Origin of the sequence: Dyadobacter jiangsuensis, assembly GCF_003014695.1 — a bacterium.
GTDB classification, from domain to species: Bacteria; Bacteroidota; Bacteroidia; order Cytophagales; family Spirosomataceae; genus Dyadobacter; species Dyadobacter jiangsuensis.
The window spans coordinates 522,649-543,737 of sequence record NZ_PYAS01000003.1; the positions used below are offsets into that span (position 1 = coordinate 522,649).

Annotated in this window: 17 protein-coding genes; 7 read left to right on the plus strand and 10 right to left on the minus strand. The window is 49.4% G+C overall.

All coding sequences use genetic code 11. The annotated features are described in order from the left end of the window. Window positions 1-148 precede the first annotated feature (148 nt). The 3 genes from CLV60_RS08060 to CLV60_RS08070 all read right to left on the minus strand — a co-directional run bounded on the left by CLV60_RS08060 (window position 149) and on the right by CLV60_RS08070 (window position 2,171). The gene (locus CLV60_RS08060) at window positions 149-907 is read right to left on the minus strand and encodes an SDR family oxidoreductase (RefSeq protein WP_106594848.1); all 759 of its coding nucleotides are present in this window, start codon (window positions 905-907) and stop codon (window positions 149-151) included. 76 nt (window positions 908-983) lie between these two features. Beyond that, window positions 984-1,364 (minus strand): helix-turn-helix domain-containing protein, encoded by a 381-nt coding sequence (locus CLV60_RS08065; RefSeq protein ID WP_106594849.1) that lies wholly within the window; start codon window positions 1,362-1,364, stop codon window positions 984-986. Window positions 1,365-1,493: 129 nt separating this feature from the next. Beyond that, window positions 1,494-2,171, minus strand: a complete 678-nt coding sequence (locus tag CLV60_RS08070; RefSeq protein ID WP_106594850.1) for a hypothetical protein — start codon at window positions 2,169-2,171, stop codon at window positions 1,494-1,496. 243 nt (window positions 2,172-2,414) lie between these two features. Between CLV60_RS08070 and CLV60_RS08075 the strand changes: the two genes are divergently transcribed. Then, on the plus strand, window positions 2,415-2,792 hold the full coding sequence (locus tag CLV60_RS08075) for a RidA family protein (RefSeq protein ID WP_106594851.1): 378 nt from the start codon (window positions 2,415-2,417) through the stop codon (window positions 2,790-2,792). A gap of 160 nt (window positions 2,793-2,952) precedes the next feature. Here CLV60_RS08075 and CLV60_RS08080 read toward each other — a convergent pair whose 3' ends face one another. From CLV60_RS08080 to CLV60_RS08090, 3 genes are all read right to left on the minus strand, one after another. Further along, window positions 2,953-3,888, minus strand: a complete 936-nt coding sequence (locus CLV60_RS08080) for a nucleotide-diphospho-sugar transferase (protein ID WP_106594852.1) — start codon at window positions 3,886-3,888, stop codon at window positions 2,953-2,955. Between the two features lie 63 nt (window positions 3,889-3,951). Next, on the minus strand, window positions 3,952-4,611 hold the full coding sequence (locus CLV60_RS08085; RefSeq protein ID WP_106594971.1) for an FkbM family methyltransferase: 660 nt from the start codon (window positions 4,609-4,611) through the stop codon (window positions 3,952-3,954). 291 nt (window positions 4,612-4,902) lie between these two features. Then, entirely contained in the window at window positions 4,903-6,360 is a 1,458-nt protein-coding gene (locus tag CLV60_RS08090; protein WP_229210869.1) for a flippase, read from the minus strand. 156 nt (window positions 6,361-6,516) lie between these two features. Here CLV60_RS08090 and CLV60_RS08095 point away from each other — a divergent pair, with 156 nt between their 5' ends. Continuing rightward, on the plus strand, window positions 6,517-7,704 hold the full coding sequence (locus tag CLV60_RS08095) for a chromate transporter (protein ID WP_106594973.1): 1,188 nt from the start codon (window positions 6,517-6,519) through the stop codon (window positions 7,702-7,704). A gap of 74 nt (window positions 7,705-7,778) precedes the next feature. On the opposite strand, the gene CLV60_RS08100 is transcribed toward CLV60_RS08095, so the two are convergent. The 3 genes from CLV60_RS08100 to CLV60_RS08110 form a co-directional block, all read right to left on the minus strand. Further along, entirely contained in the window at window positions 7,779-9,770 is a 1,992-nt protein-coding gene (locus tag CLV60_RS08100) for a TonB-dependent receptor (protein ID WP_170118740.1), read from the minus strand. 40 nt (window positions 9,771-9,810) lie between these two features. Further along, window positions 9,811-10,599 carry a FixH family protein gene (locus CLV60_RS08105; protein ID WP_106594854.1) on the minus strand — a complete coding sequence of 263 codons (789 nt, stop codon included), beginning with the start codon at window positions 10,597-10,599 and terminating at the stop codon, window positions 9,811-9,813. 141 nt (window positions 10,600-10,740) lie between these two features. Further along, a complete protein-coding gene (locus tag CLV60_RS08110) occupies window positions 10,741-11,142 on the minus strand; it encodes a hypothetical protein (protein WP_146151533.1) in 402 nt (133 codons plus the stop codon). 219 nt (window positions 11,143-11,361) lie between these two features. Here CLV60_RS08110 and CLV60_RS08115 point away from each other — a divergent pair, with 219 nt between their 5' ends. From CLV60_RS08115 to CLV60_RS08135, 5 genes are all read left to right on the plus strand, one after another. Continuing rightward, window positions 11,362-13,719 carry a sensor histidine kinase gene (locus tag CLV60_RS08115; protein WP_170118741.1) on the plus strand — a complete coding sequence of 786 codons (2,358 nt, stop codon included), beginning with the start codon at window positions 11,362-11,364 and terminating at the stop codon, window positions 13,717-13,719. A 355-nt stretch (window positions 13,720-14,074) separates the two neighbouring features. Then, window positions 14,075-14,797: a hypothetical protein gene (locus tag CLV60_RS08120; RefSeq protein ID WP_106594857.1), complete on the plus strand. Its 723-nt coding sequence runs from the start codon at window positions 14,075-14,077 to the stop codon at window positions 14,795-14,797. Between the two features lie 35 nt (window positions 14,798-14,832). Next, on the plus strand, window positions 14,833-16,161 hold the full coding sequence (locus tag CLV60_RS08125) for a T9SS type A sorting domain-containing protein (RefSeq protein WP_106594858.1): 1,329 nt from the start codon (window positions 14,833-14,835) through the stop codon (window positions 16,159-16,161). A gap of 59 nt (window positions 16,162-16,220) precedes the next feature. Continuing rightward, window positions 16,221-16,871 (plus strand): response regulator transcription factor, encoded by a 651-nt coding sequence (locus CLV60_RS08130; RefSeq protein WP_106594859.1) that lies wholly within the window; start codon window positions 16,221-16,223, stop codon window positions 16,869-16,871. Window positions 16,872-16,998: 127 nt separating this feature from the next. Beyond that, complete coding sequence (locus tag CLV60_RS08135) at window positions 16,999-17,730, plus strand: response regulator (protein WP_106594860.1); 732 nt, start codon at window positions 16,999-17,001, stop codon at window positions 17,728-17,730. Here CLV60_RS08135 and CLV60_RS08140 read toward each other — a convergent pair. Continuing rightward, complete coding sequence (locus CLV60_RS08140) at window positions 17,652-21,077, minus strand: VCBS repeat-containing protein (RefSeq protein WP_170118742.1); 3,426 nt, start codon at window positions 21,075-21,077, stop codon at window positions 17,652-17,654. The two genes, CLV60_RS08135 and CLV60_RS08140, sit on opposite strands and share 79 nt — an antisense overlap. Between the last annotated feature and the right edge of the window lie 12 nt (window positions 21,078-21,089).

A 21,089-nucleotide genomic window follows, 5' to 3' on the forward strand; every position in this document is an offset into this window, starting at 1 on the left:
TATTCGCCGCGTGACTAATATTACTTGGTTCTGCCGAACTTCGGCTACTCAGTACTAAATTTATATGTTAATAGGGATTTGAAATAGGATTGATCCTATATCAGGCAATGCGGATCCACCCGGCTGGACCCGCATTGAAATTGAGTAACTAGCGGGTCGTGTAACCGCCATTGGCAAAAATGGTCTGGCCGGTAATCCACCAGCCGTCTGTAACGAGGAACTCTACGAGCGGAGCGATATCCTTGATATCCGTCAATCCTCCGAGCGCGGAAGCTGATTTGTGATAGGCTACCGCGTCAGCGCTTTCCTGGCCGTAAAAGAACGGCGTATCCATCGGGCCGGGAGCGACGGCCGTTACAGAAATGCTCCTGGTGCCAAACTCCTTGGAAGCGGCGCGGGTATAATGCTCAACGGGAGCTTTTTGCCCGGCATAAGTTGCGTACAACCCGGTATAGGCGGCCAAAAGCGAGGTGACGATCGTGCATATTTTGCCGTTTTCATTGAGTTTTTTGCCGGCTTCCCCGATAAAGAAGTAGGCCACTTTGGAGTTAATATCCGCCATGCTGTCATATTCAGCCTCCGTAGTTTCGGTGAATGGCTTTTTCAAAACCTTGCCAACGGTATTAATGGCGATGTCGATGCCGCCGAATCGCGTAATCGTTTCATCGAAAAAGCGGGTGATGTTGCTAATCCGGGTAAGGTCGCCCTGGAATAGGAACCCGTCCGCTCCTTCGGCCTCTACGGCTGCAAGTGTTTCCTCCGCTTCGGAGCGGGAGCTTTCGCTATTGTAATGAATCGCAAGTTTGGAGGCACCCTTCTTTGCAAAATCACGGGCCAGCAAACCTCCGAGGTTCTTCCCACCACCCGCAATCAGTACTACTTTGCCTTTGAGATCGTTTCTTGACATTATTTCTGATTTTTAGTTAATAATGCCAAAGGTAGACCGTCCGTTCGGGGCGGTTATGGTGAACTTTTCAGATTTTTCAGTCGACGACCGATACCCTTTGCCGGTATTGTCCCGGCGTTATTCCTGCATATTTTTTGTAGAATTTTGAGAAGTTGGAAGGGTCATAACTTAGCTTGCGGGCGATCTCAGCAGCCGGAATATCGGTTTCATCCATCATGCTATTCGCTTTTTCCAGGATCTTTTGAATATAGAAATGGCAAGGGTGATTTCCGGTACCCTGCTTGACAACAGCAATCAGGTGTTTATGAGAAATACATAGCTCCTCCGCGATGTCGCTCAGCTCCATCATTTCTGTTTGCCGTCCTGCCGCCAGGTCCGAAAGGTGTGAATCGATCAGTTTGAAATAAGCGGCGATCAATTCCATATGTCGTGCTGCGGTACTTTCTTCTGCTGCCATAGCCGGAGTTTTGAAAATGTAAAATTACATTAATAACCATCGTACTGAGCTTTTGAATTAAATCCGCAATGGAATTGGCATGCTCACTCAGTCAGGTTTCTCTCACGAGAAAATTCGGCGGCAATCTGGCTAAACGTCGTATTCCCCAATAAAGCTCGGGTATTTTCCTTCCGCGGGGTAGTAGTAGAATGCAAAGAGCAGCTTGCTTCCCGGCGGGACCTTGTCGCCGTTTGCATCTAGTCCAATGCGGTCGCTTACCCATCGCGACTGTTTAAGAATTTCGATTAGTTTGTCGTCCAACGCCGGATTGAATCCCGTGATGGTCTTAACGGAATCCACTGTCAAATTGCCGTTAAAAGTAATTTCAAAAATTGCAAAACGCTTTCTTAATGTCTCGCCCCGAAAAACCGCAAGACGCTCGCCGAGGTCGGCACCGAAGCGTATTTTGCTGGTTGTGATAATATTGCGCTGCTTCAAAAAGTCAAGCATTTCCAGTTCACGATCCTGGTTGTTGCGCCTGGGACTGGTTAATATCACATAGCCGGAGCATGAATCGAAAATATAACGGCCACCATCCGCTTTGCGCGCATAGACCAGCATTTCCGTCCCTATTTCAAAGAAAACGTCGCAAGAGCTCCTCCGTTTTCCGTCGCTGCTTCCGTAAATAGATAAGGATTTGACCGGATCACCCTTGAAAAGCTGATGAATGACGATGTTGGACTTATAATGAGGTGCCGAGCCTTGGTTGGGAAAAGTTTGGGTCACAGTTATTCTGGCGACAAAGTCGGACTGGATGTATTTCTCCATAAACTTTGGTTCTAAGCAACTGCACGCATTTCCGTCAAAGGCAAGCGCCAAGGTTATGAGTAGAATAAGGTACTTCATCAGGACACATGTAAGTAATCTACGGTAATATACGTAGGTAAATGTATAAATAAATTATATACTTCTGTGGGCAGCGCGGTTTGCAGCATTATTGTAATCGTTTGAAGCTTCTCGCACGAGGAATTGCGGTATATTCGGCCATTCATATCCATAACAATCTATCACATGAGTACAATAGAAAAGGCTTCTGCACCAGCAGTACCGATTTCAAAAGCATTGGTGTCCAACGGATTATTGTTCATTTCGGGTCAGATCGGTTCTGCCGGCGGGCAGTTGGTGACGAGTTCCTTCGAGGATGAGGTAAAGCAGGTGTTTACCAATATTGAGACGATTCTTCAAGAGTATGAGCTGACTTTCAGTCACATTGTGAGTGTGACGGTGTATCTGACAGATATGAGGTATTTCGACGAGCTGAATGCGGTGTATCAAACTTACTTTGCCGACCGCTATCCGACCCGTACCTGCATAGCCGTGGCAGGTTTGCCCAAACAAGCGCGGGTTGAACTAACCACAATCGCCAGTTTAGAGCTGAAAGCGAGCTAGGCGGTGCTCACCGGCGAATGATCATTCCGGACGTCGGCGTGTAGCCTGGAAAAAATGGGACTTGCAAGTTTACTAACCTGCAAGTCCCTGTCAATTTCGGTTTCGATTCCGGCGGAGGAATCGTGCTGTATTCTGTGGTTTTCGTTAATAGGATTCGGCCTCAGCTCTTTCCGATTCGGATGCCTGAAAGCCCTTTCTTCATAACATCCTTCACCCTCGATTTCAGGGTTATAGCCAAATCTTCTTCTTCTAATTTCAATACGTAATAGTCCGCGTCGAGAATCGGGACAAAGTATCTCGGATGTTTGATTTCGGAGAAAGTCTCCACAGGGATATTGGCAAATTTATTGTTCTTATCCTTGGTGTGCGTCGCGCGCGAGTCGAATCCGATGTTGCTGATCAGGTTCACATTCGGGCATATGCAGAGACTGTTGTTCCAGAAATTCATAAATGCATACTGAAAATCCCAGGTATCGATGGCATTTGTCTTTACCATACTCAAAGTTTTGGCCAGGCGGTCGGTTACCTTTTTGCGGCCATAGACATATTTGAACAGGTCTTCCTGGACAAAACCGTCCATCAGCAGCAGATTCTCATCATAATTTTCCCAAACCCGGCGCCATGACGCCCAGCCCCATATGTAGGTGTATTTGGAAAAATAATAGGTAGCCTCCCCGAATTTTTTGTTGTTGGCCATGCGGGTGCCGGCAATGTGGGCAACGCGCGTATCGTACCGGTATTTTTCAAGCAATGTATCGCAAAACGCGAAGAACCCTTCTCCCGGCAGGCAATCGTCTTCCAGGACAATGCCTTCCTCCTCATGCTCGAAAAACCATTTAACTGCTCCGCTCACACCCATTTTACATCCCAGATTCTCCGGCCTGTACAACAGGTGTACTTCGCAGTCCCAATCTATCTGGATCACGCTTCTGGTTTCCTCACACAACGCATCTTCACCTTTACGGTCCGGCCTGGGGCCGTCGGCAGCCACATAAAGTTTGCTTGGCTGTCCTTCTCTGATCTTTTCGAATACCCGTCGCGTAGTGTCGGGGCGGTTGAAAATATTTAATAAAACTGGCGATTTGATTTTATACATGGCTACTGAAATAATAACATACACACTGGGTAAATTTCATGCTGGCTGGGGTGCGATACATTGTTATTTACAGCTTTTAAAAATCAGACTCGTCAGCGTCTTGCCAACAAGCTCGTAATCTCTCGAAAACAGCAGGTTGCATACGGGCGAGGTATTTAAATTGGTCATGTTCAGGTCAAGGTCTTCTGCCACCACCATTGTAGGCCTGAATTTTTCCCAATTGTTGCTCTCCAATACCTGGATATCCAGTCCTTCCACATCGACCGTCAGGAAGTCAATCTTCTTACCCTGAGGCAGGTAGTCTTCCAGTACCTTTTCAAGGCGGTACACCGGAATCTCTTTGGTACCGATGATCTTGTACTCCGTTTGCTGGTCGCGTTCGTCGGAAAGCTCCTGCGAAAAACTGTTCAGCGCAGGCTCGTCGAACATGTAGTATTTCAGCACTCCTTCTTCTCCGGCAATACCCATTTCCAGGTTAGTATCGCCCGGGCGCAGCATGTTGAACAGCTTTTGCGTTCCGGGTTTGGGGTCGATATTGATACCCCGCCAGCCCTGCCGGTAGAACAAGTAAGTATTCGAAAACCTGAACGGGTGATGTGCTCCCACATCCACGAAGACGCCCTTATATATACGTTGCAGGTAAGACATCAGGATAATGTCTTCGCCATGCTGCGCATAGGAGCTCCTTTTTGAAGCAAAATGAAAATAGTCACGAAAGGGCATAAATGTTAGGGGGTTGTAAATAAAAACTGATTCAAAATTTACTTCATACACCACGGCCATGCGCTTTCAGGAGTACCACACCGGCGTCGTATTGACCCTTTGACTAAGCTTGTCGCCTATTAGTTGTAAAGGTGTCACATTCATTTTTGCCGGGGCCCTCTTAGAGCACCTTGTCATTTTTGCTATTGAGTCTGGAAAATTAAAGTTGAGTAAAAATCGTGCGGATCATGGCAAGTTTTTCATCTCGCCCGGCATCATCATTCTGCGTAAGAAATCAATGTCATTTTTAATTTATTTGTTGTTGAATGAAAAAAGCCTTTTAAATCCATCAATCTGATAACCAAATAATTGTCGTGTCGCTGAGAACAATGCGTTTGTGAAAATCGCTGAGATATAGAATGAGATTAAAGTGGCTACCGCTGCACCGATCGCGCCCATTTCAGGTATCAGAATCACATTCAGGAGGAGGTTGATCCCCAACCCGATTCCCGTTTTGTAAATGTTATACCTTTGAAGGTTTTCGATCACCAGGTACTGCCCGGCTGCTACCCCGATAAACACCGGCACCAGAGCCCAGATATGAGCCACCAACACACCTTCGGCACCTGAAAATTTTGGCCCATACAAAACGTCAATTATCTGCTTGGAAAAAACGCTGACAAAGATCGCGATGGCAATTGAGATTTTAGTCATCCATTCAATAAAATTGCGGATCTTACCTACAAAGGCTTCGTCGCCTTGCTGCTGCTTGATTCGCACCAGGGTGGAAAGGTAACTGCCCGATATGGCCACGGGAATGAACAGGAAAATATCCGTTACCCGCGTGGCGCTGCTGAACAGGCCCAGCTGCGCCTCCCCGGCCAGGCGACCGATCATCAATTGGTCGACCCTCATGTAGAGAATCACCGCCAGATTGGACACCATAAACGGCCAGCCGGCCACCAGCAGCTCCCGGACTTTTTCGCGGCTGAATGACCAGGCAAACAGGTTTTGGCGTCTCTGATAGTTATATATGAGCAGAATATAGGCAAACACCGTCTCACAGCCAATGGCGGCTGCAAACCATAACAGCGATTTTTCCGTGAGCAGAAAGTAGACTTTGATGGCCGCCCCGATAAAGTACCCGATATTTTTGGAAATGACTGTGAGCTTGCTTTGCAGCCTGGCTTGGAATTCCAGGTCGATCACGTCAAACGGCGCAATCAAAAAACTGGGTGACAGCAGTGCAAAAAGGAGGTAGTATTGCCGGGGAGCATTGGAAAGGTAGAAATAGAGCCCTACTACCGCCAGGCCTATCGGAATGAAAGCCATGCGGCTTACAAACGCGGTACCGAGAATTTGCTCCTTTTGATGGGGCGCAGCTGTTATTTCCTTCACCAGAAAACCGTCCATTCCCAGGTTGGCAATCGCTGTTACGATGCTGATGATGGCGACAATGTAGTTTATTTCTCCCCACTGTGCTGGCCCAAGGTACCTGGCAACCCAGATCCCGACCACCATTCCGATGATCAGCCGGCTTGCTTTGTCAAAGGAAAGCCAAACTATGTTCTTAACCACCGGGCTTTGAATAATTGCCCGGAACTTCTCCAGATAGATTGTATACGACATCAGTTTGTTGCGAATCCCGTAAGCCCGTTCCACTTTTTGAAGCAGCGGTGCCTTGCGTGCGGCAAATATAGCTGAAAAGTCATACACATGGCTACAATCTGAGTGTGCGGAAATGAAGTGCTTCACGGTGTTAAATTCCATATTCAGGACCAGGTTTCGAAAATCTCTGGCGAAAAAAGTAAACTGGATACAAACGGGTCATTTACGTTCTATTTTTTGAGTGATGGGCTATTTAACATTGCAGGACGGCCACTGGTCCGGTGGTCGGCCGTAACATATTCATACATAAATACCTGCATGGAAACCCTGATACCCCCTGGAACAGCCCGTTACAGCCTGATGAATCTGACGAAATACTTTCTCCGACTCGGAACATTGGGATTCGGCGGGCCGGTAGCCCTCATTGGCTACATGCACCGCGATCTCGTTGAAGACCGCAAATGGATATCGGAAGATGAATACCGCGAAGGCCTCGCACTCGCGCAACTCGCGCCCGGCCCGCTGGCTGCACAGTTGGGTATCTATCTTGGGTATGTGCATTACGGTGTGTGGGGAGCCACGCTCACGGGGCTGAGCTTTGTACTTCCGTCGTTTGTAATGGTTGTGCTGCTCGGGATGGCCTATCAGCTTTATGGCGGCCTTGCGTGGATGCAGTCGGTTTTCTATGGCGTCGGCTCGGCGGTGATCGGCATTATTACGCTCAGTTGCTACAAGCTGACGATCAAATCGGTTAGCAAACTGGAAATGCAGGCTATCAGAAGCAAGTGGTTATTGTGGGTATTCTTTGTTTTAATGGCCGTGATCACCGCCATCACCCAGCGGGAAGAAGTCTGGCTTTTCATCATCCTGGGGCTGGTTTATATGCTGGTTAAAGCGCCTCCGAAGTGGATCAGAAAGTCGAATACCTCGTTGTCTGTCGTCCTGCTGGCCGGTACGGGCTTCTGGCAGTTTGATGCCGACAAGCTTTGGCAGCTCGGGTTGTTTTTTACCGAAGCGGGTGCTTTTGTTTTTGGAAGCGGTCTCGCGATCATCCCGTTCTTGCAGGCTGGTGTGGTGGGCGAAATGGGTTGGCTTAATGAGCAGCAGTTTCTGGATTCGGTAGCAGTTGCGATGATTACGCCCGGGCCTGTGGTGATAACGGTTGGCTTTATCGGCTTTCTGGTGTCTGGTTTTGCCGGGGCTTGTGTTGCCGCATTGGGCGTTTTTCTTCCCTGTTTTGTATTTACCGTACTTCCGGCCCCTTACTTCAAAAAGATTTCAAAGAACGAGGGCATTAAGGCGTTTGTAGACGGCATTACCGCGGCTGTGGTTGGGGCGCTGGTGGGATCCGTATTTGTGATTGCTACGCGGTCGATTGTGGACGTCACATCTGCATGCATAGCGCTGGCCTCAGTCTTAGCTTTGATTTACATTAAAAAATTGCAGGAACCCTACCTCATTCTGGCTGCGGCTATTTTGGGTTATTGCCTCAAAACCTATTTGTGACAGCATTAGAGAAAACCGCGTAACTTCAATTACTTCCATTGAGGCCGCGCATTCATGCCTCAATGGAAGTTAATCTAAAATGAAAATGTGGCACGAACGACAACGTTCCGTCCGGGTCTCGGTACTTTCTGCACGTCGAGGTGCTGGAAGTACTTATTGTCGAAGAGGTTGTCAACTCCTGCAAAAAGCCGCAGCAGCCCTTTTTCTTCAAATGTGAATGTCCTGGCGGCGTTAAGGTTGAAGATCGCCGAACTTGGGGTGGTTTGCTCGCCGTATATTTCCGGGCTGGTTTTCTTTTGCGCCCCGTTCAGCACAGCTTCGGCGCTGAATGAGAATGCTTTGAGCTGATAGTTAATGGTATTGACGGATCTGAACGGGGCGATCAGCGGCAGCCAGTTGCCTGCCCTGTCTTTTGCCTCCGTGTAAGTATTGTTGCTACTCAGTTTCAGATCGCTGACGGGCGACCATACCAGATTTAGGCTGGCGCCATACAACCGGGCGGATCCGATGTTTTCGTACCGTTTGACCCCGTACGCACCGATGGTCATCACGCTGTAGTCGGGCAGCAATGCCCCGACAATGTAATTCCTGAAAAAGTACACGAAGGGATTGATGCTGGCTGAGAACCGTGAAGACTTATATTGATAGGTCAAATTGAGGTTGACGGAAGTTTCCTGTTTCAGATCCGGATTGCCCATGTAGTCGAAACCATCGGTTCTGTTGAAGATGTAAAATCCGTAACCTTCCTGCAAAGTAGCGGCGCGGGCTCCTCTTGATACATCGAGGGACAGCTTGTTGCGCTCCGAGAGCTGATAGTCCATGCCGGCACCAAGATTGCCGACCAGGCGATCCCTGGACAAATCGCCGGGATAAATTCCGGACAGTTGTTCCTTACCCGCCTGAGAGAACTGATAATCATGCAGCCATTCCATCCGACCGCTCAGCCGAACGCTGGCCAGCGCGGTAAGCGAGATATGGTCGTTGACAGCCGCGCCAATACCGGATCTTCCCAGATCAGGCAATGTGTACATAAACATTTCCGAAGCGCCGTCGGGGTACATTGTCATGGTAGCGCTCAGCTCATTGTTGAACCCATCCACACGAGCCTGGATATGATGCTTCTTGCGAAGCGTCTGGGAGAATGTGCTGTAAAAGCCCGCCGTTCTGCTCGTGCCCGGCATATCCATATGAATGGGCACCATGCTTTTGGGGCGTTTGGTGTCGTCCATGGCATGGTCGATGAAGTTGTAGTACAGCTTGGTTTCCCAGCGGGTATTGGTTTCCGGGTTTTCGGAGACAAACGCCACGGAACCGATCTTGGCCTTGGCAAATGCGACGTCCATCGGCAATGCCGGATAGCCGATGTTATAGCCTTCATCCTGCAAATAGTCGCCTTTGATGAACGCATTTTTACCAACTCTTACTTTTCCAGCCAGATGCCCGTTCCACTTTTCATATTGGGAGAAGAATACGGCATCGCCGCCGCCGGCTTTGTAATTTCCGCTCCGGCGGTAAATCCCGTCGATCTGTAAAGCGGTGTTCTGCCCGGTGATGGTCACGCCTGCAAAACCCTGCATGGCATTTCCATTGGTCTCGTAGCCACTTCCTGCGGAGCCCGACAGGGTACGCTCATTCGAGAATTCGGGCTCTTTCAGTTTAAAATTGATCCCGCCGCCCACGCTGCCGCCAACCTGGTTTTCTCCCGCATTCTCGGTGATGGCAATGCCCGAGAGGTTGTTTGGCTCGATGTACGAGCTGACCGGGTCCATTCGATCGGTGCACGCGCCGAAGATGCGCATGCCGTCGATGGTCATCGTGATTTGGCCGTTGTTCAAACTGCGGATCGCAGGCTCCATAGCGAAATTCCCACGCCGGATCATCGTGATGCCCGGCGTGCTTTCCAGAACCTTATCTGTGGGTGTCAGGATATTCGTTTTCTTTTCTCCGTGGATACCTTTGACCACCAGCTCATCCAGTTGCAGTGAATCCTGCATAGGAGAATGTGCGTCGTGCTGCGCAAGAACAGTTCCCGATGAAATCGAGAGAAGGCCGATAAAGCAATGCATAACCCGCCGGCCGAAGTCTCCCCAACGGCCGGCCAAGCGATCAGAACAGTAAGTCAAGTGCAACATCCTGAGCCAATACCGTACTGCCTTTAAGCACTTTGAAATGCAAGCGCCAGTCGCCGGTCATCGTAAAATTGACTTTACCTGCGTAGCGGCCGCCTGAGGTGAAGGCCGGATTGACATTGTTAGGGGAGCCATGCCCCATGGAAGGCATTTCGGGAGTCACTTCGAGCGTAAGACCCTGAACCGCCGGAAACGACATCATCGACTCGCGTCGGTTAACCAGCACTACGAGGTCGTTTAGGCCTATTTTTGGTCCGGAAGGGTCAACCAAAGTAATCGTATAAGCAGTACCGTCTGAACCTACAAATGTGGTTGTGTATTTCGTGTTGGCAGGAGACGATTTGATATTGACCGGAAAGGTTACTTCTTCCTGATCTACCTTAGCCGTCACCGTCCAGGAACCCATGTCGCCCGACGGCATGGAAAATACCACTCCGGCAGGATACAACTTCGTTGAAGCGTCGTACACCGGCTGCTCCACCGGGCTGGAATGCTTCATGGTTCCCATGTCCATCACGGGTGTTAAGGTTACGGCCGGGTCGCCTGTGTAAGAGCTATCGGCGTTTTGTACGCTCACGTACAGTTTGTTATAAGCAACGAGCAGATCCTTTTCTGCCGACCAAAGCTTGACTTTTTTACCGGAAGCAGTCTTGCCTTCGGCCACCAGAAAATGATCCACGGTTGGGATTACATTGTTTTCATCGTCCTTACAAGAGGCGAAAAGGAATACAAAAAGACAAGCGAAGAGATATTGGATATTTTTCATAGAATCTTTTGCGCCGCATGGGGGCGCATATAGTAATGGCAGGCAACCATTGCCGGCTGCCGGAATAAGAAAATAAAACAATGGGATACCAGCCCGTAATACCGCAGTCAACTGAATGCAGGTACAAGCGTCACGCGTGGACTAGGCGTAAAGAGGTGGGCGAAAAACCTGCCTTGCGGCTACTTGCGGAATAAATGGAGAAGTATAAGCGAATTCGGCAGATTCGGTATGCAACGCGTGCGGCACGGGTTGCAGTGTAAACAATCCGGGATTCGCAGTGTCCATTACCTGGTAAATTAAGCTTGCCAGATAGGTGTTTTCGGCAGATTGTTCTTCCTGTTTTTGACTTTCGGCCAGCTTTTTGGCCAGGTAACATTTCCCGTCGCAATGCAGCTGCGGCCGGTTGCGGTTTACGCAAATGTTCTTGGTAATGTATTCCTTACGAAGCTCGTAATCAAGGCAAATAGCCGGCATCACCGCCGCTTTGACGACAATCAATAGCAGCAGCAAGAGGCATATCCAGTTGATTTTTGGGCTTGTCAAGAGTGGTTTGTGTTCAGTAATTCCTGCAAATATAGGCTAAAAGGCGCTTTTGCCTGAATTTAAACACAGATGTTTTGCCTGCGCAAATGGGAGGGGAGGGAGGGGCGCATCGTCAGTGAATCTCCATTTGTAGACTAAATTCGATAGTTAAATTCTGTATTTTCGACGAAATATTTCAGTTTACACATTCAGGTGTAACGTGGTTGCATGCCTAACACCTTGAAGATCGTCGAGATTATGGTTCTTTTCAAATTCTGCAATAAGCCCTTTTTTACTTCTCTTTTTCTATGCTTTTTTTCTCAATACCGAGAGGTTGTATTTGCGCAGCCACAATACGCTGTTCAGCATTTTACGACTGAAAGCGGCTTGCCCAAAAATAGTATCAAGGATCTTTCAGTCGATTCAAAGGGTTTTATGTGGCTTGCTACCGAGGGTGGTTTGGCACGTTTCGACGGGCGTAACTTTCGGGTATACGATAAAAGAAATACGGATACGTACAGCAATCAGGTGAAAGCGATTGCGCCAGGAATACGCAATCCCCATAATCAGAGCAGATTGGAAGTTGCTTACGTATCGTTTTCAAACAATGAACGGGCCAATATTATGAATGGGGACGCGGTACCGGTTGGAGATGAAATACACATTCGCGATGAAAAGCTGGCGGAGCTTCGTAACCAAAAATTGAGCTTCGACTTTATCAACGGACTGCCGGAACGATGGGGCAGAGTAATTTCGCCCGATCAATCCACGATGGTCGCGACCAATTTTGGAGATGGAGAATTTTACCTTTGCAGTCGATCTTCGGTAACCCATTATCGCGGATGGGAGAAGCAGTATGAAGTCCCCAACTTTGTAACTGAACGTCTGAACTACTTTACATTAGCGGGGCGGCTATATTATTTAAACCCTGACAGGTCATTTACCCATATTTATGACAACAAGAAATTTTCATTCCCCCTGCAAGGCGATATTGTTCGAAACGAGCACTTTGCAAGGAATAAGGAAGCAGTCAAGCTCTACTGGAACAACAAAACCGCCCAGGCTTTCCTTTGCATCGACAATGCGGTATTTGAGCTGATTCAGGAGCCCGACGGGATGCTCAGCACGCGTCTTTTGATACCATATTTTGATCTGTACTCCGAGCACATAGACATTCTGTATCATGATCACCTGAATGGAAAGGTGTTTTTGGCCAGCAGCACAAGTGGCTTGTTTGAGATTACGCTTCCAAGGTTCGAACGGATCAAACCGATGGGAACAGACGTCGAAGCCTTTCGCGGCGGGTCTGTTTCTTTACCGGCACCCGAAGGATTGGCCTGGTTCAAGGCGCAATTGACGCAGCAGGATGGTGTCAACGATGACATTGTCTTCGATCAGATAACGGTAGACGGCAGAAAATTGGCAGTGAGCGGCGACACTATTCGATTGTTTTCGAAGCAGGAAAACGTGAAGCTGTATTTCTCGACGGCTTATTTTGGCCAGCCTGAGAGTTTAAAAATATCCTATTCGCTGACAAATTCGGGCGAGCGAATGAGTAATGCAAATTGGCAGGAAGTCGATGCAAAAGATAAGGATCTGGTGATTTCCTATGCCAGTTTCCCTACTGGCACGTTTACCTTTACTATCCGAAAAAAAACAGGATTCGGGGGCGGCAACCTTGCCAGCAAGCATTTAACAATCATCATAACCGAGCCCTGGTATAAAAACGGGTGGCTGTATCTCGCCTTCGGGCTCCTCATCCCGGGTTTCGGGTTCTGGATTTTGAGATACCGATTTAGAAAAATCGAAACCCGCAATCAATTGCTGGAGTTGCAGGTCGCGGCGCGCACAGACGAATTAAGGCAGACCCTACTGACACTAGAAGCATCACAAGGCGATTTACTCCACCAGTTTCATTTACAATCGCGTTTGCTGACATCGTTAGCGCATGATCTACGCTCGCCGCTTTTAGCCGCCGGATTGGTAACGGGCGAAGTGGGGCGATTAATTAAAAATCATGACCTGGCCCAGGCGAGCTTGCTCAATCGACAGGTCGAAGACGCTGTTGGTATGATCAGGCAATCCCTTGACGAGCTGCTTGCTTACATTAAGGTGCAAGTGTACAGCAAGGAGGTGAAAATTGAGCGGGTAGCTCTGGCAGACGTGATTGACAAGTGCTTTGGTTTTTTTGAGAAGGCCGCGCGAATTAACGCCAATTCTTTCCAGAACAATGTTCCGAGAGATGTTACCGTACCGACTAATTCTCTAATGCTCGACATTATCATCCGGAATTTGGCCGACAACGCTAACAAGTTTACAGAAAACGGGACTATCTCTGCGCACTGGATAGCGCATGAAACATCGGGTTCTTTAACCATTCGCGATACCGGCAGGGGGCTGCCAGCGGCGCAGGTAGCATGGTTTGAGCAGATCGGATCGACATCCATACCTGAAAAATTCAACGGCTTGGGACTCGTGATCGTGAAAGAGCTGGCTCCCTTTGCAATGATCCGGCTGAATATTCAAAGCCGACGAGGGGAAACCCAAGTCACCTTGCATTTTCTCAATCGTAACGCGCAGAGTATGAATCTTGAGTAAAAGACTGAGTTTCAGAATGTAGTCATCTGCTTGGTTTTCTTGTATAAATAGTTCACTACAAAAAGCGAATTATTTGTAAATGCAACCCTACGTGCATGTAGGGGAAATATCCTCCTGCCCCTACAACCCGTCATTAAGACCAGGCCTACATTTGTGTACGACATGTCGAAGTAGCTCCCTGATATCGATCGGGCAGAATGGCGGGATCTATTCCAGTGTGCGGCATTGAGCTGTGAGCACCTTTCAGTTCCCCAATTTAAATCTTGTCAAGCTTAGTTTCCTGGCAGGCTGGCCACCAGGCACAGGAAAGCTATGCCCCAATTTCAATAGAAAATTCACTTAAAAGTTTAGCATTATGACAACGAAAAGAACGATCAAAGGGTTAATCGGCGGCGCTGTCGCAACGATATTTCTCGCAGCGGCACCCGACCATGCATTTGCACAGGTAAAAATCGGCTCGAACCCAACGGTAATTGGCTCAAATTCCAATCTGGAAGTGGAAGCTACCAATGCGAAGAAAGTGATTGTGCACAAAAGCGATGGCACGGTGGTGATTGAAAACACTCCTCAGGGCGCAGCTACCGACAAATTAATGTCCGTGGATGCTGCCGGAAACGTGAGAGCGCTTACTCTTGACGAAGTTAATACGCCAGTTGCAACCCGCCCATACCTCCGTCTCAAAGGAGCCGTTATCACAGCGGTAACAGGCTCAAATGTATTTGTTACCAACCTGGCAGCTGAATTACAAAACAACGTCAATTACACTGCGGGCACAGGTGCGATCACAATACAAGAAGCGGGAGTGTATTATTATGCAGTAACGGCATTAGGCCCCGGGCAAGCTGGCGCGCCGGGTACCGTTTTTGACTACTGTCATGCGATAACCGCAAACAATGCGACGCTTGATCAGACCTGCGGGCGCTCGAACCGCGGTGAGGGAACTTCAAGTACCAATACAGGAATCTACAAGCTGAATGCCGGAGATGTTGTAAGAATCAATCTGACGACATCGTCTGCCTGGGTTGGAGGAACCGGACAGTACAACTTCAGTGTGGCATTGTATAAACTGAGCAACTAATCCGGACAATTGATGCGAACGAAACGACTTCTACCATGAAACACCTATTCGATTATATTTCCGGGGTATGCGGCATCAAAACCGGCACGGCAGTTCTTACGGTTGCAGCTATAATCTGCGGAACGGTCGCCCATGGGCAAGAAGGCAGTTCCGGGAATACCACTATCTTCAATGGTGCTGAAATGACATTTTTCGGCAACCATGATTTTACAACGGGGGGAGGCGGAACGCAGCCCGGTGTGATCAACACCATTCGCACCGCGCCCTTCGGTATCCTGAACTTTGCCGCTTCCGCAACGACTTCGACCGGCGGGGACGACGCAAATTATGTGGACGGCTACGTCCGTAAATTTGGCACGTCACCGTTCATTTTCCCGGTTGGCGACAATGCACACTTCGGCCCATTTGGGGCACAAGGCGATGGCACGATGGGGGCATACTATTTTGTGGATCCGACAAGTGCGGTTACCAGCATGCTTCCATCCGGCAATTATCCTGTGCTGCCGGCAAGCGGGCCATTTCCGTCTGCCACATTTGAAGAAGCGCTCGACGCCGTGAGCACGATCGAGTATTGGGACATCGACGGGTCGAATGCGACGCCTGTCACGCTTACCTGGGATGCAGCCAGTGCTATTAATGCGCTCACGACCAGCCAGCTGAACAAATTGACCATTGCAGGGTGGAATGGCACGCAATGGGTAGCGATACCATCAAAGGTCGATGCAACCTCAATTCTTGGAGGAACGAGCGATCTGACAGCCGGGTCGATCACCACAACCGGAAGCCTCGCTCCCGACACATATGTGGCGTATACGTTCGCCTCCCTGGATACGCCTATGCCTGTAACGCTCACTGCATTCACCGCGCAGGCGGAAGGTAAAACTGCGCTTTTGCGCTGGGCAACCACAGAGGAGACAAACAGCGATTTCTTCGAAATCCAGCGAAGCCCGGATGGTAAAAGCTGGACTGAACTGGGCCGTCAGGTTTCGCAGGGAGAAAGCAAAGTACTGGTCTCGTACCAGTTTACGGACGTAAAGCCGGAAGCCGGCACAAATCTCTATCGTCTGCGGATGGTCGATAAGGACGGGACTTTTGCGTTCAGCTCGATTAAGCCTGTTCGTTTCGGTGGTGAGCCGAGACGTGTTGTGTACCCCAATCCGGCAACCGATGTGCTCTTCCTGAACTCCCCGGAATCGATCGGTAAGATCAGGATTATTAATGCGAACGGTGTTGAGGTGTATAAAGCCGCCAAAAAGTTCGAATCCGAGCTCAACATCTCGGCGCTTCAAAACGGCATACACCTGGTTGAATTGACAACCGTAACGGGCTCGATCGTCACTGAGAAAGTCCTGATCCGTAAGTAACGCTATGTAATAATTAGAAACGCATCTTTCCGCTTGTGGAGAGATGCGTTTTCAAATGAATGAGCATCCCACCGATGAAGGTTTTATTGATCGCCGACAGCCCTTTAATCAATGCAGGCCTGCGCTCTGTTATACGCGACACTATACACACAACCTATTTCTCCGAGACAGCCTCCCTGATAGAAGCCTCGGAGCTTTGCCATCGGGAAACATTTCAGCTTGCAATAGTGGATATCCGAAATCTCAGCATTCCCGATATCAGTATGATTGCCAGCCTTAAAGAAGCAGTACCGGAGCTAACGATCTGGGTAAATTTGAGAACCGACTTTACACTCCTCCGTTCCCTATTGAAGGCGCGGGTTCATGGCGTTTTTTCCAGCAAATCGTCCACCAGCGAATTTGAACGTGCTTTACGTAAGATTAATGCGGGCACAACATTCGTAAGCGACGAAATTCAGGAGCAAATGGTTTCCGCCGTAATCGGGAATATTCCCTGGCCGGCTTTGACCGAGCGACAAGAGCATGTAGCTGATCTTCTTGCTGCCGGAATGAGCCGTCACGGGATCGCGGAACAAATCGGGGTAAAGCCCTCGACTGTAAGTCATTATCGCAAAATCATATTTAAAAAACTGGGCATTGCATCTATGAAGGAATTGAGGCAAAAGCGGGGTGCCATTGAGCCAACGGCAAAGTCCGGCCTTCCCGGATGACTTCTTACCCGCAGTCGCGATGTGTCATGAGGGTTTACAGTTTTTGTCCTATTTTTAAGCGATCAACCGGAAAGCTTTAAGTATCGCAAATGCATTTGCCTTGAAGTCACCTTGAAAATCAGAGATAGTGAAGAAAGTATTGATTGTTGAAGATCATTTCCTGACAAGTACCGGCATCAGGATTTTGTTGAACGAAATAATAGACGAATCGGAAATCTACGAGGCGATATCCTTCGAAGGAGCGCTTGAAACGTGCGCGTCGCACAAGCTTGATCTGATCATCCTCGACATCGATATACCCGGCGGCGCCGATGCCGATATGATCCCCCAGCTCAGACGCATACAACCCGAGGTCAAAATTCTGGTCTGCACCGGCTTTGATGAAAAGAAATACGCATTGGAATACATCGCTGCCGGTGCCTCGGGCTTTGTCTCGAAATCTTCGGAAAGGCCCAAAATGCGTCTGGCCATCGAAACAGTGCTGGAAAACAAACGCTATGTGAGCGATGTCATCCAGCAAAGGTTTCTCGAAGAGATTTATCAAAAAACAAACGAGTCTGCCGTCTCATCGGAGGTATCGCGCCTTTCAACCCGTGAAGAAGAGATCATGAAATTGATACTGGACGGTAAATGGAGGAAGGAGATAGCCTCGCTGCTGAGAATCAGCCCCAATACCGTAAGTACCTATAAGTCACGTATCTTCGAAAAGATGAAAGTCAGCACGGTTATCACCCAAGTCGAAATTCGGAACCGATCAGTAAAGGTTGAACGCCGGTTGTATCATGGCGCAAGCCGATGGATGGTAACCCCTTTCGAATGCATGGCTGTCAACAGCAGCCGTTGGCCTTTCGGACCTTGAAGCAGTGTGCTGGAACGGGCATCGCCTTGGAGCAGCAGCCCGCTTTTCCCCGGTTTCTGAGGTGAAAATGCGCCTTTGCCGTCGCCGAGGAGTAAAAGGCCGGTCGAGGCGTCCTGTCTGCCCATGTTGACCTCGTTCGCGTAAAAGTTGCCGGACAGGATCACATCCGGGTTGTGATCCGCATTCACGTCCGTCACCACGATCCCGAATACCGGTGCTACCTGCGCTTCGACGGGCAAAGCCTTTACTTCGAAGCGGCCATTACCCTTGTTCTCAATGTAAGCGGTTTGCAAAAAGGTCGCTTGTACGCTGTGAGCGCCTTTCTTCTCTTCGGCACTCAGCAGATCGTCGAAGGTTGCTTTGGCATAATCGATATAATGCGGGTATTTCCTGCGAAACTGGATAACCTGCTGGTTCAATGCATCGCGCGGAACGCTCGGGTAGGAAACTCCCTGAATGAAATAGCCCATGAGCGGGTCAAAGGTACCGTCGTTGTTAAAGTCCTTTGCTATCAGCGTTATTGGTTCGCGGTCCGATGCCCTGTAAAATGTGTTGGTCCCTTCGTTGCCCGCGATGAAGTCGATATCGCCGTCACGATCAAAATCGCCCGCTGCCAGGCTGTTCCACCAGCCGGAATAGGGGGACAGGGAGTTTTTGACGGATTCCGTTTCCCGGAGTTTTGTCTTCTGATTTTTGAATACGCGTACCGGCATCCATTCCCCGGCGATCACCAGGTCGTCCAGGCCGTCCTTATCCGTGTCAGCCCATAATGCAGCGCATACCATCCCGGCCGATAGCAGCTCGGGGCAATGCGATGCGGTCATATCAGTAAATGCCGGTTTCCCGTGTTGCGAATCGTTCCGCAGGAGGTAGCTGCGCGTAGGGAGCGGGTATTTGCCGGGGACCATCCGCCCTCCTATAAACAGGTCGGCGTCGCCATCCTGATCAAAATCATGGGCAGCCACGCAAGAGCCGCTAACGGAAATAGCGGGAAAGCCGCCCGCCGGTACTGGTTTGAAATTGCCGCGGCCGTCGTTCAAGTACAATTGCACCTGATAAAATGCCTGATCTGTCACAGGTCGTTCGCTGCCTCCATTCACCACAATCAAATCCTGGTCCCGATCTCCGTCCGCATCAAAAAACGTTGCAGATATGTTTTCATGGAGTGAATCCTGCGCGATTTCGCGTTTGATGAATGCGCCTGATGCTTGTTGAATGTAAATGCAGGGTTTACCTTTCTGATAACTTGCCCCCGCGAAAAAGTCGTCCAGACCGTCCAGATTCACGTCGCCTGCCGCTATGGCAAATCCGCTTTTGGAGAGCATTTTGTGCAATGCCGCGGTTTGTTTGAAGTCGATGTAGGTCGATTTTTTGTGTAGGAAATCGACCTTTAACTCATCCGTAACATCTTTAAAGAAAGGCCGGGAGACCTGGGGGGCTTGGAGAGGAGCATTGCGCGCGTCTTTTTGTCTGAGCACCAAATGCTGGTTAGCAGCAACTTTATAGCGCTTTTGAGACATTCCGCCCGGCCAGGTTACGAGTAGGCTATCGACCGTCCCGTTGTTCCCCAGCCCGAAATGCAATCCGGAGCCGACGGAGGAGATAAAGCCGCGCGCAACATACATTTCTGCATACTGTGCGTGTTTGCCCTGCCATATTGTAGCGGTACAGCCGATCCCGTCCAGGTTTCCTTTTTCACCTTTAAACGATACGGAAAGAAAGCGGCTATGCTCTTTTTCGCAGCTCTGGTTTTGGTATATCAGTGGCTCCGAATCAATATTATTCACCACCAGATCCAAGTCGCCGTCGCCGTCCAGGTCGGCATAGGCGGCTCCGTTTGAATAGGATAATTCATCTAGCCCCCATTCCTTTGACGCATTCTGAAAGGCCAGGTTGCCGGCGTTTTTATAGGCATAATTGCAGATCTTTACTTCGGGTACTTTCTGAATCAATTCCAGGGCATTTTGTTGCTTGAAATCGTTAGTGCCGAAGTTTGAAAAATCCTCTTTGAACTGAATAAAATCGCGATCTGTCACATCGCGCCGGTAGCCGTTTGTGATGAATATGTCTTTCAGACCGTCGTTGTCATAATCGGCGATGAGCGGTGCCCAGCTCCAATCCGTTTTGGAAATACCCGCCAGCAATCCGATTTCCGAGAACCGGGGCGCTGCACGGCCGTTTACACTTTTTCCATCAAGAGGTCCCAAGTTTAATTGAAGCATATTCCGCATGTACTGCAACTGGTAGCCATACTGCTCCGAAATGCTCATTTCCTTCCGGTCGTAGTCCTGCCCGGCCAGCATTTTTTTCTGCCTCAAATTGTCCTCCGGCAGCATATCGAGCTGGAATATGTCGGGATAGGTATCATTATTGATGTCGGCGATGTCTACGCCCATGCCGAACAGGCTGGTGTGGGCAGTGGCCTCCCTGATCACATTGCTGAACAGCGGTTTTGCCCGTGACCCGGTGTTGAGATAGAGCATGTCGCTGCTGATGAAGTCGTTGGAACAATAAATGTCCGGGTAACCGTCCTTGTTCATATCACTTACAGCCAGACCCAGGCCGAGGCCTTCGTACTTTACTCCGGCTTCCTTGGAAACGTCGGTGTATTTGGGCATGCCATTTTCCTGCAAGCCTTCATTAATAAAAAATTTGCCCGTGCTGGGATAGGAGCCGTCGTGGTAGGTTTTGCGGATGAAATTCGGATTTTGAAGGTCCGGAGCGGTATTCATCAGGTAGGCGTCCAGATCGCCGTCCAGGTCCGCGTCGAAGAAAGCGGTTTGGGTGGTGAATGCACGGCTGTTCAGTCCGTATGCCTCTGCGAGCTCCTTAAACGTCGGCACGCCGTCGGCCCCGTTACCTTGATTGACAAAAAGCAGGTTTTCAGAATCCGGCATTTTGACATGACTGGCCACACTGATGTAAATGTCGAGCAAGCCATCCTGGTTGATATCGACCATCGAAATGCCGCTGCACCAGCGGGTAGTGGTTACGCCTGCCTTTTGAGTAATATCTTCGAATGCCCATTTTCGGGAAAGGGTATCAATCCTGCTCAAATAGAGTTTGCTGCTGACCTGGTTGCCGCCGAAGAAAATATCAGGCTTCCCGTCGCCGTTCACATCCCCGATCCCGACGCCGCCGCCGTTGTAAAAATTGGTAAATGTGAAGGGATTAATGGAGTCATTGGGCGTTAGCCGGTTTACAAAATTGACTCCTGTTTCATCCGGCGTGTGCAGCCGGAACAGCGCATCGCTTTTGTTTTTGCATGAAAATAATGCATTGATAGTCAATAGGGATAGCAAGCAGAAGACACCGGTAGCGAACCGGTGCCTTTTTGCATTTGCCATCTTGTTTTCAGG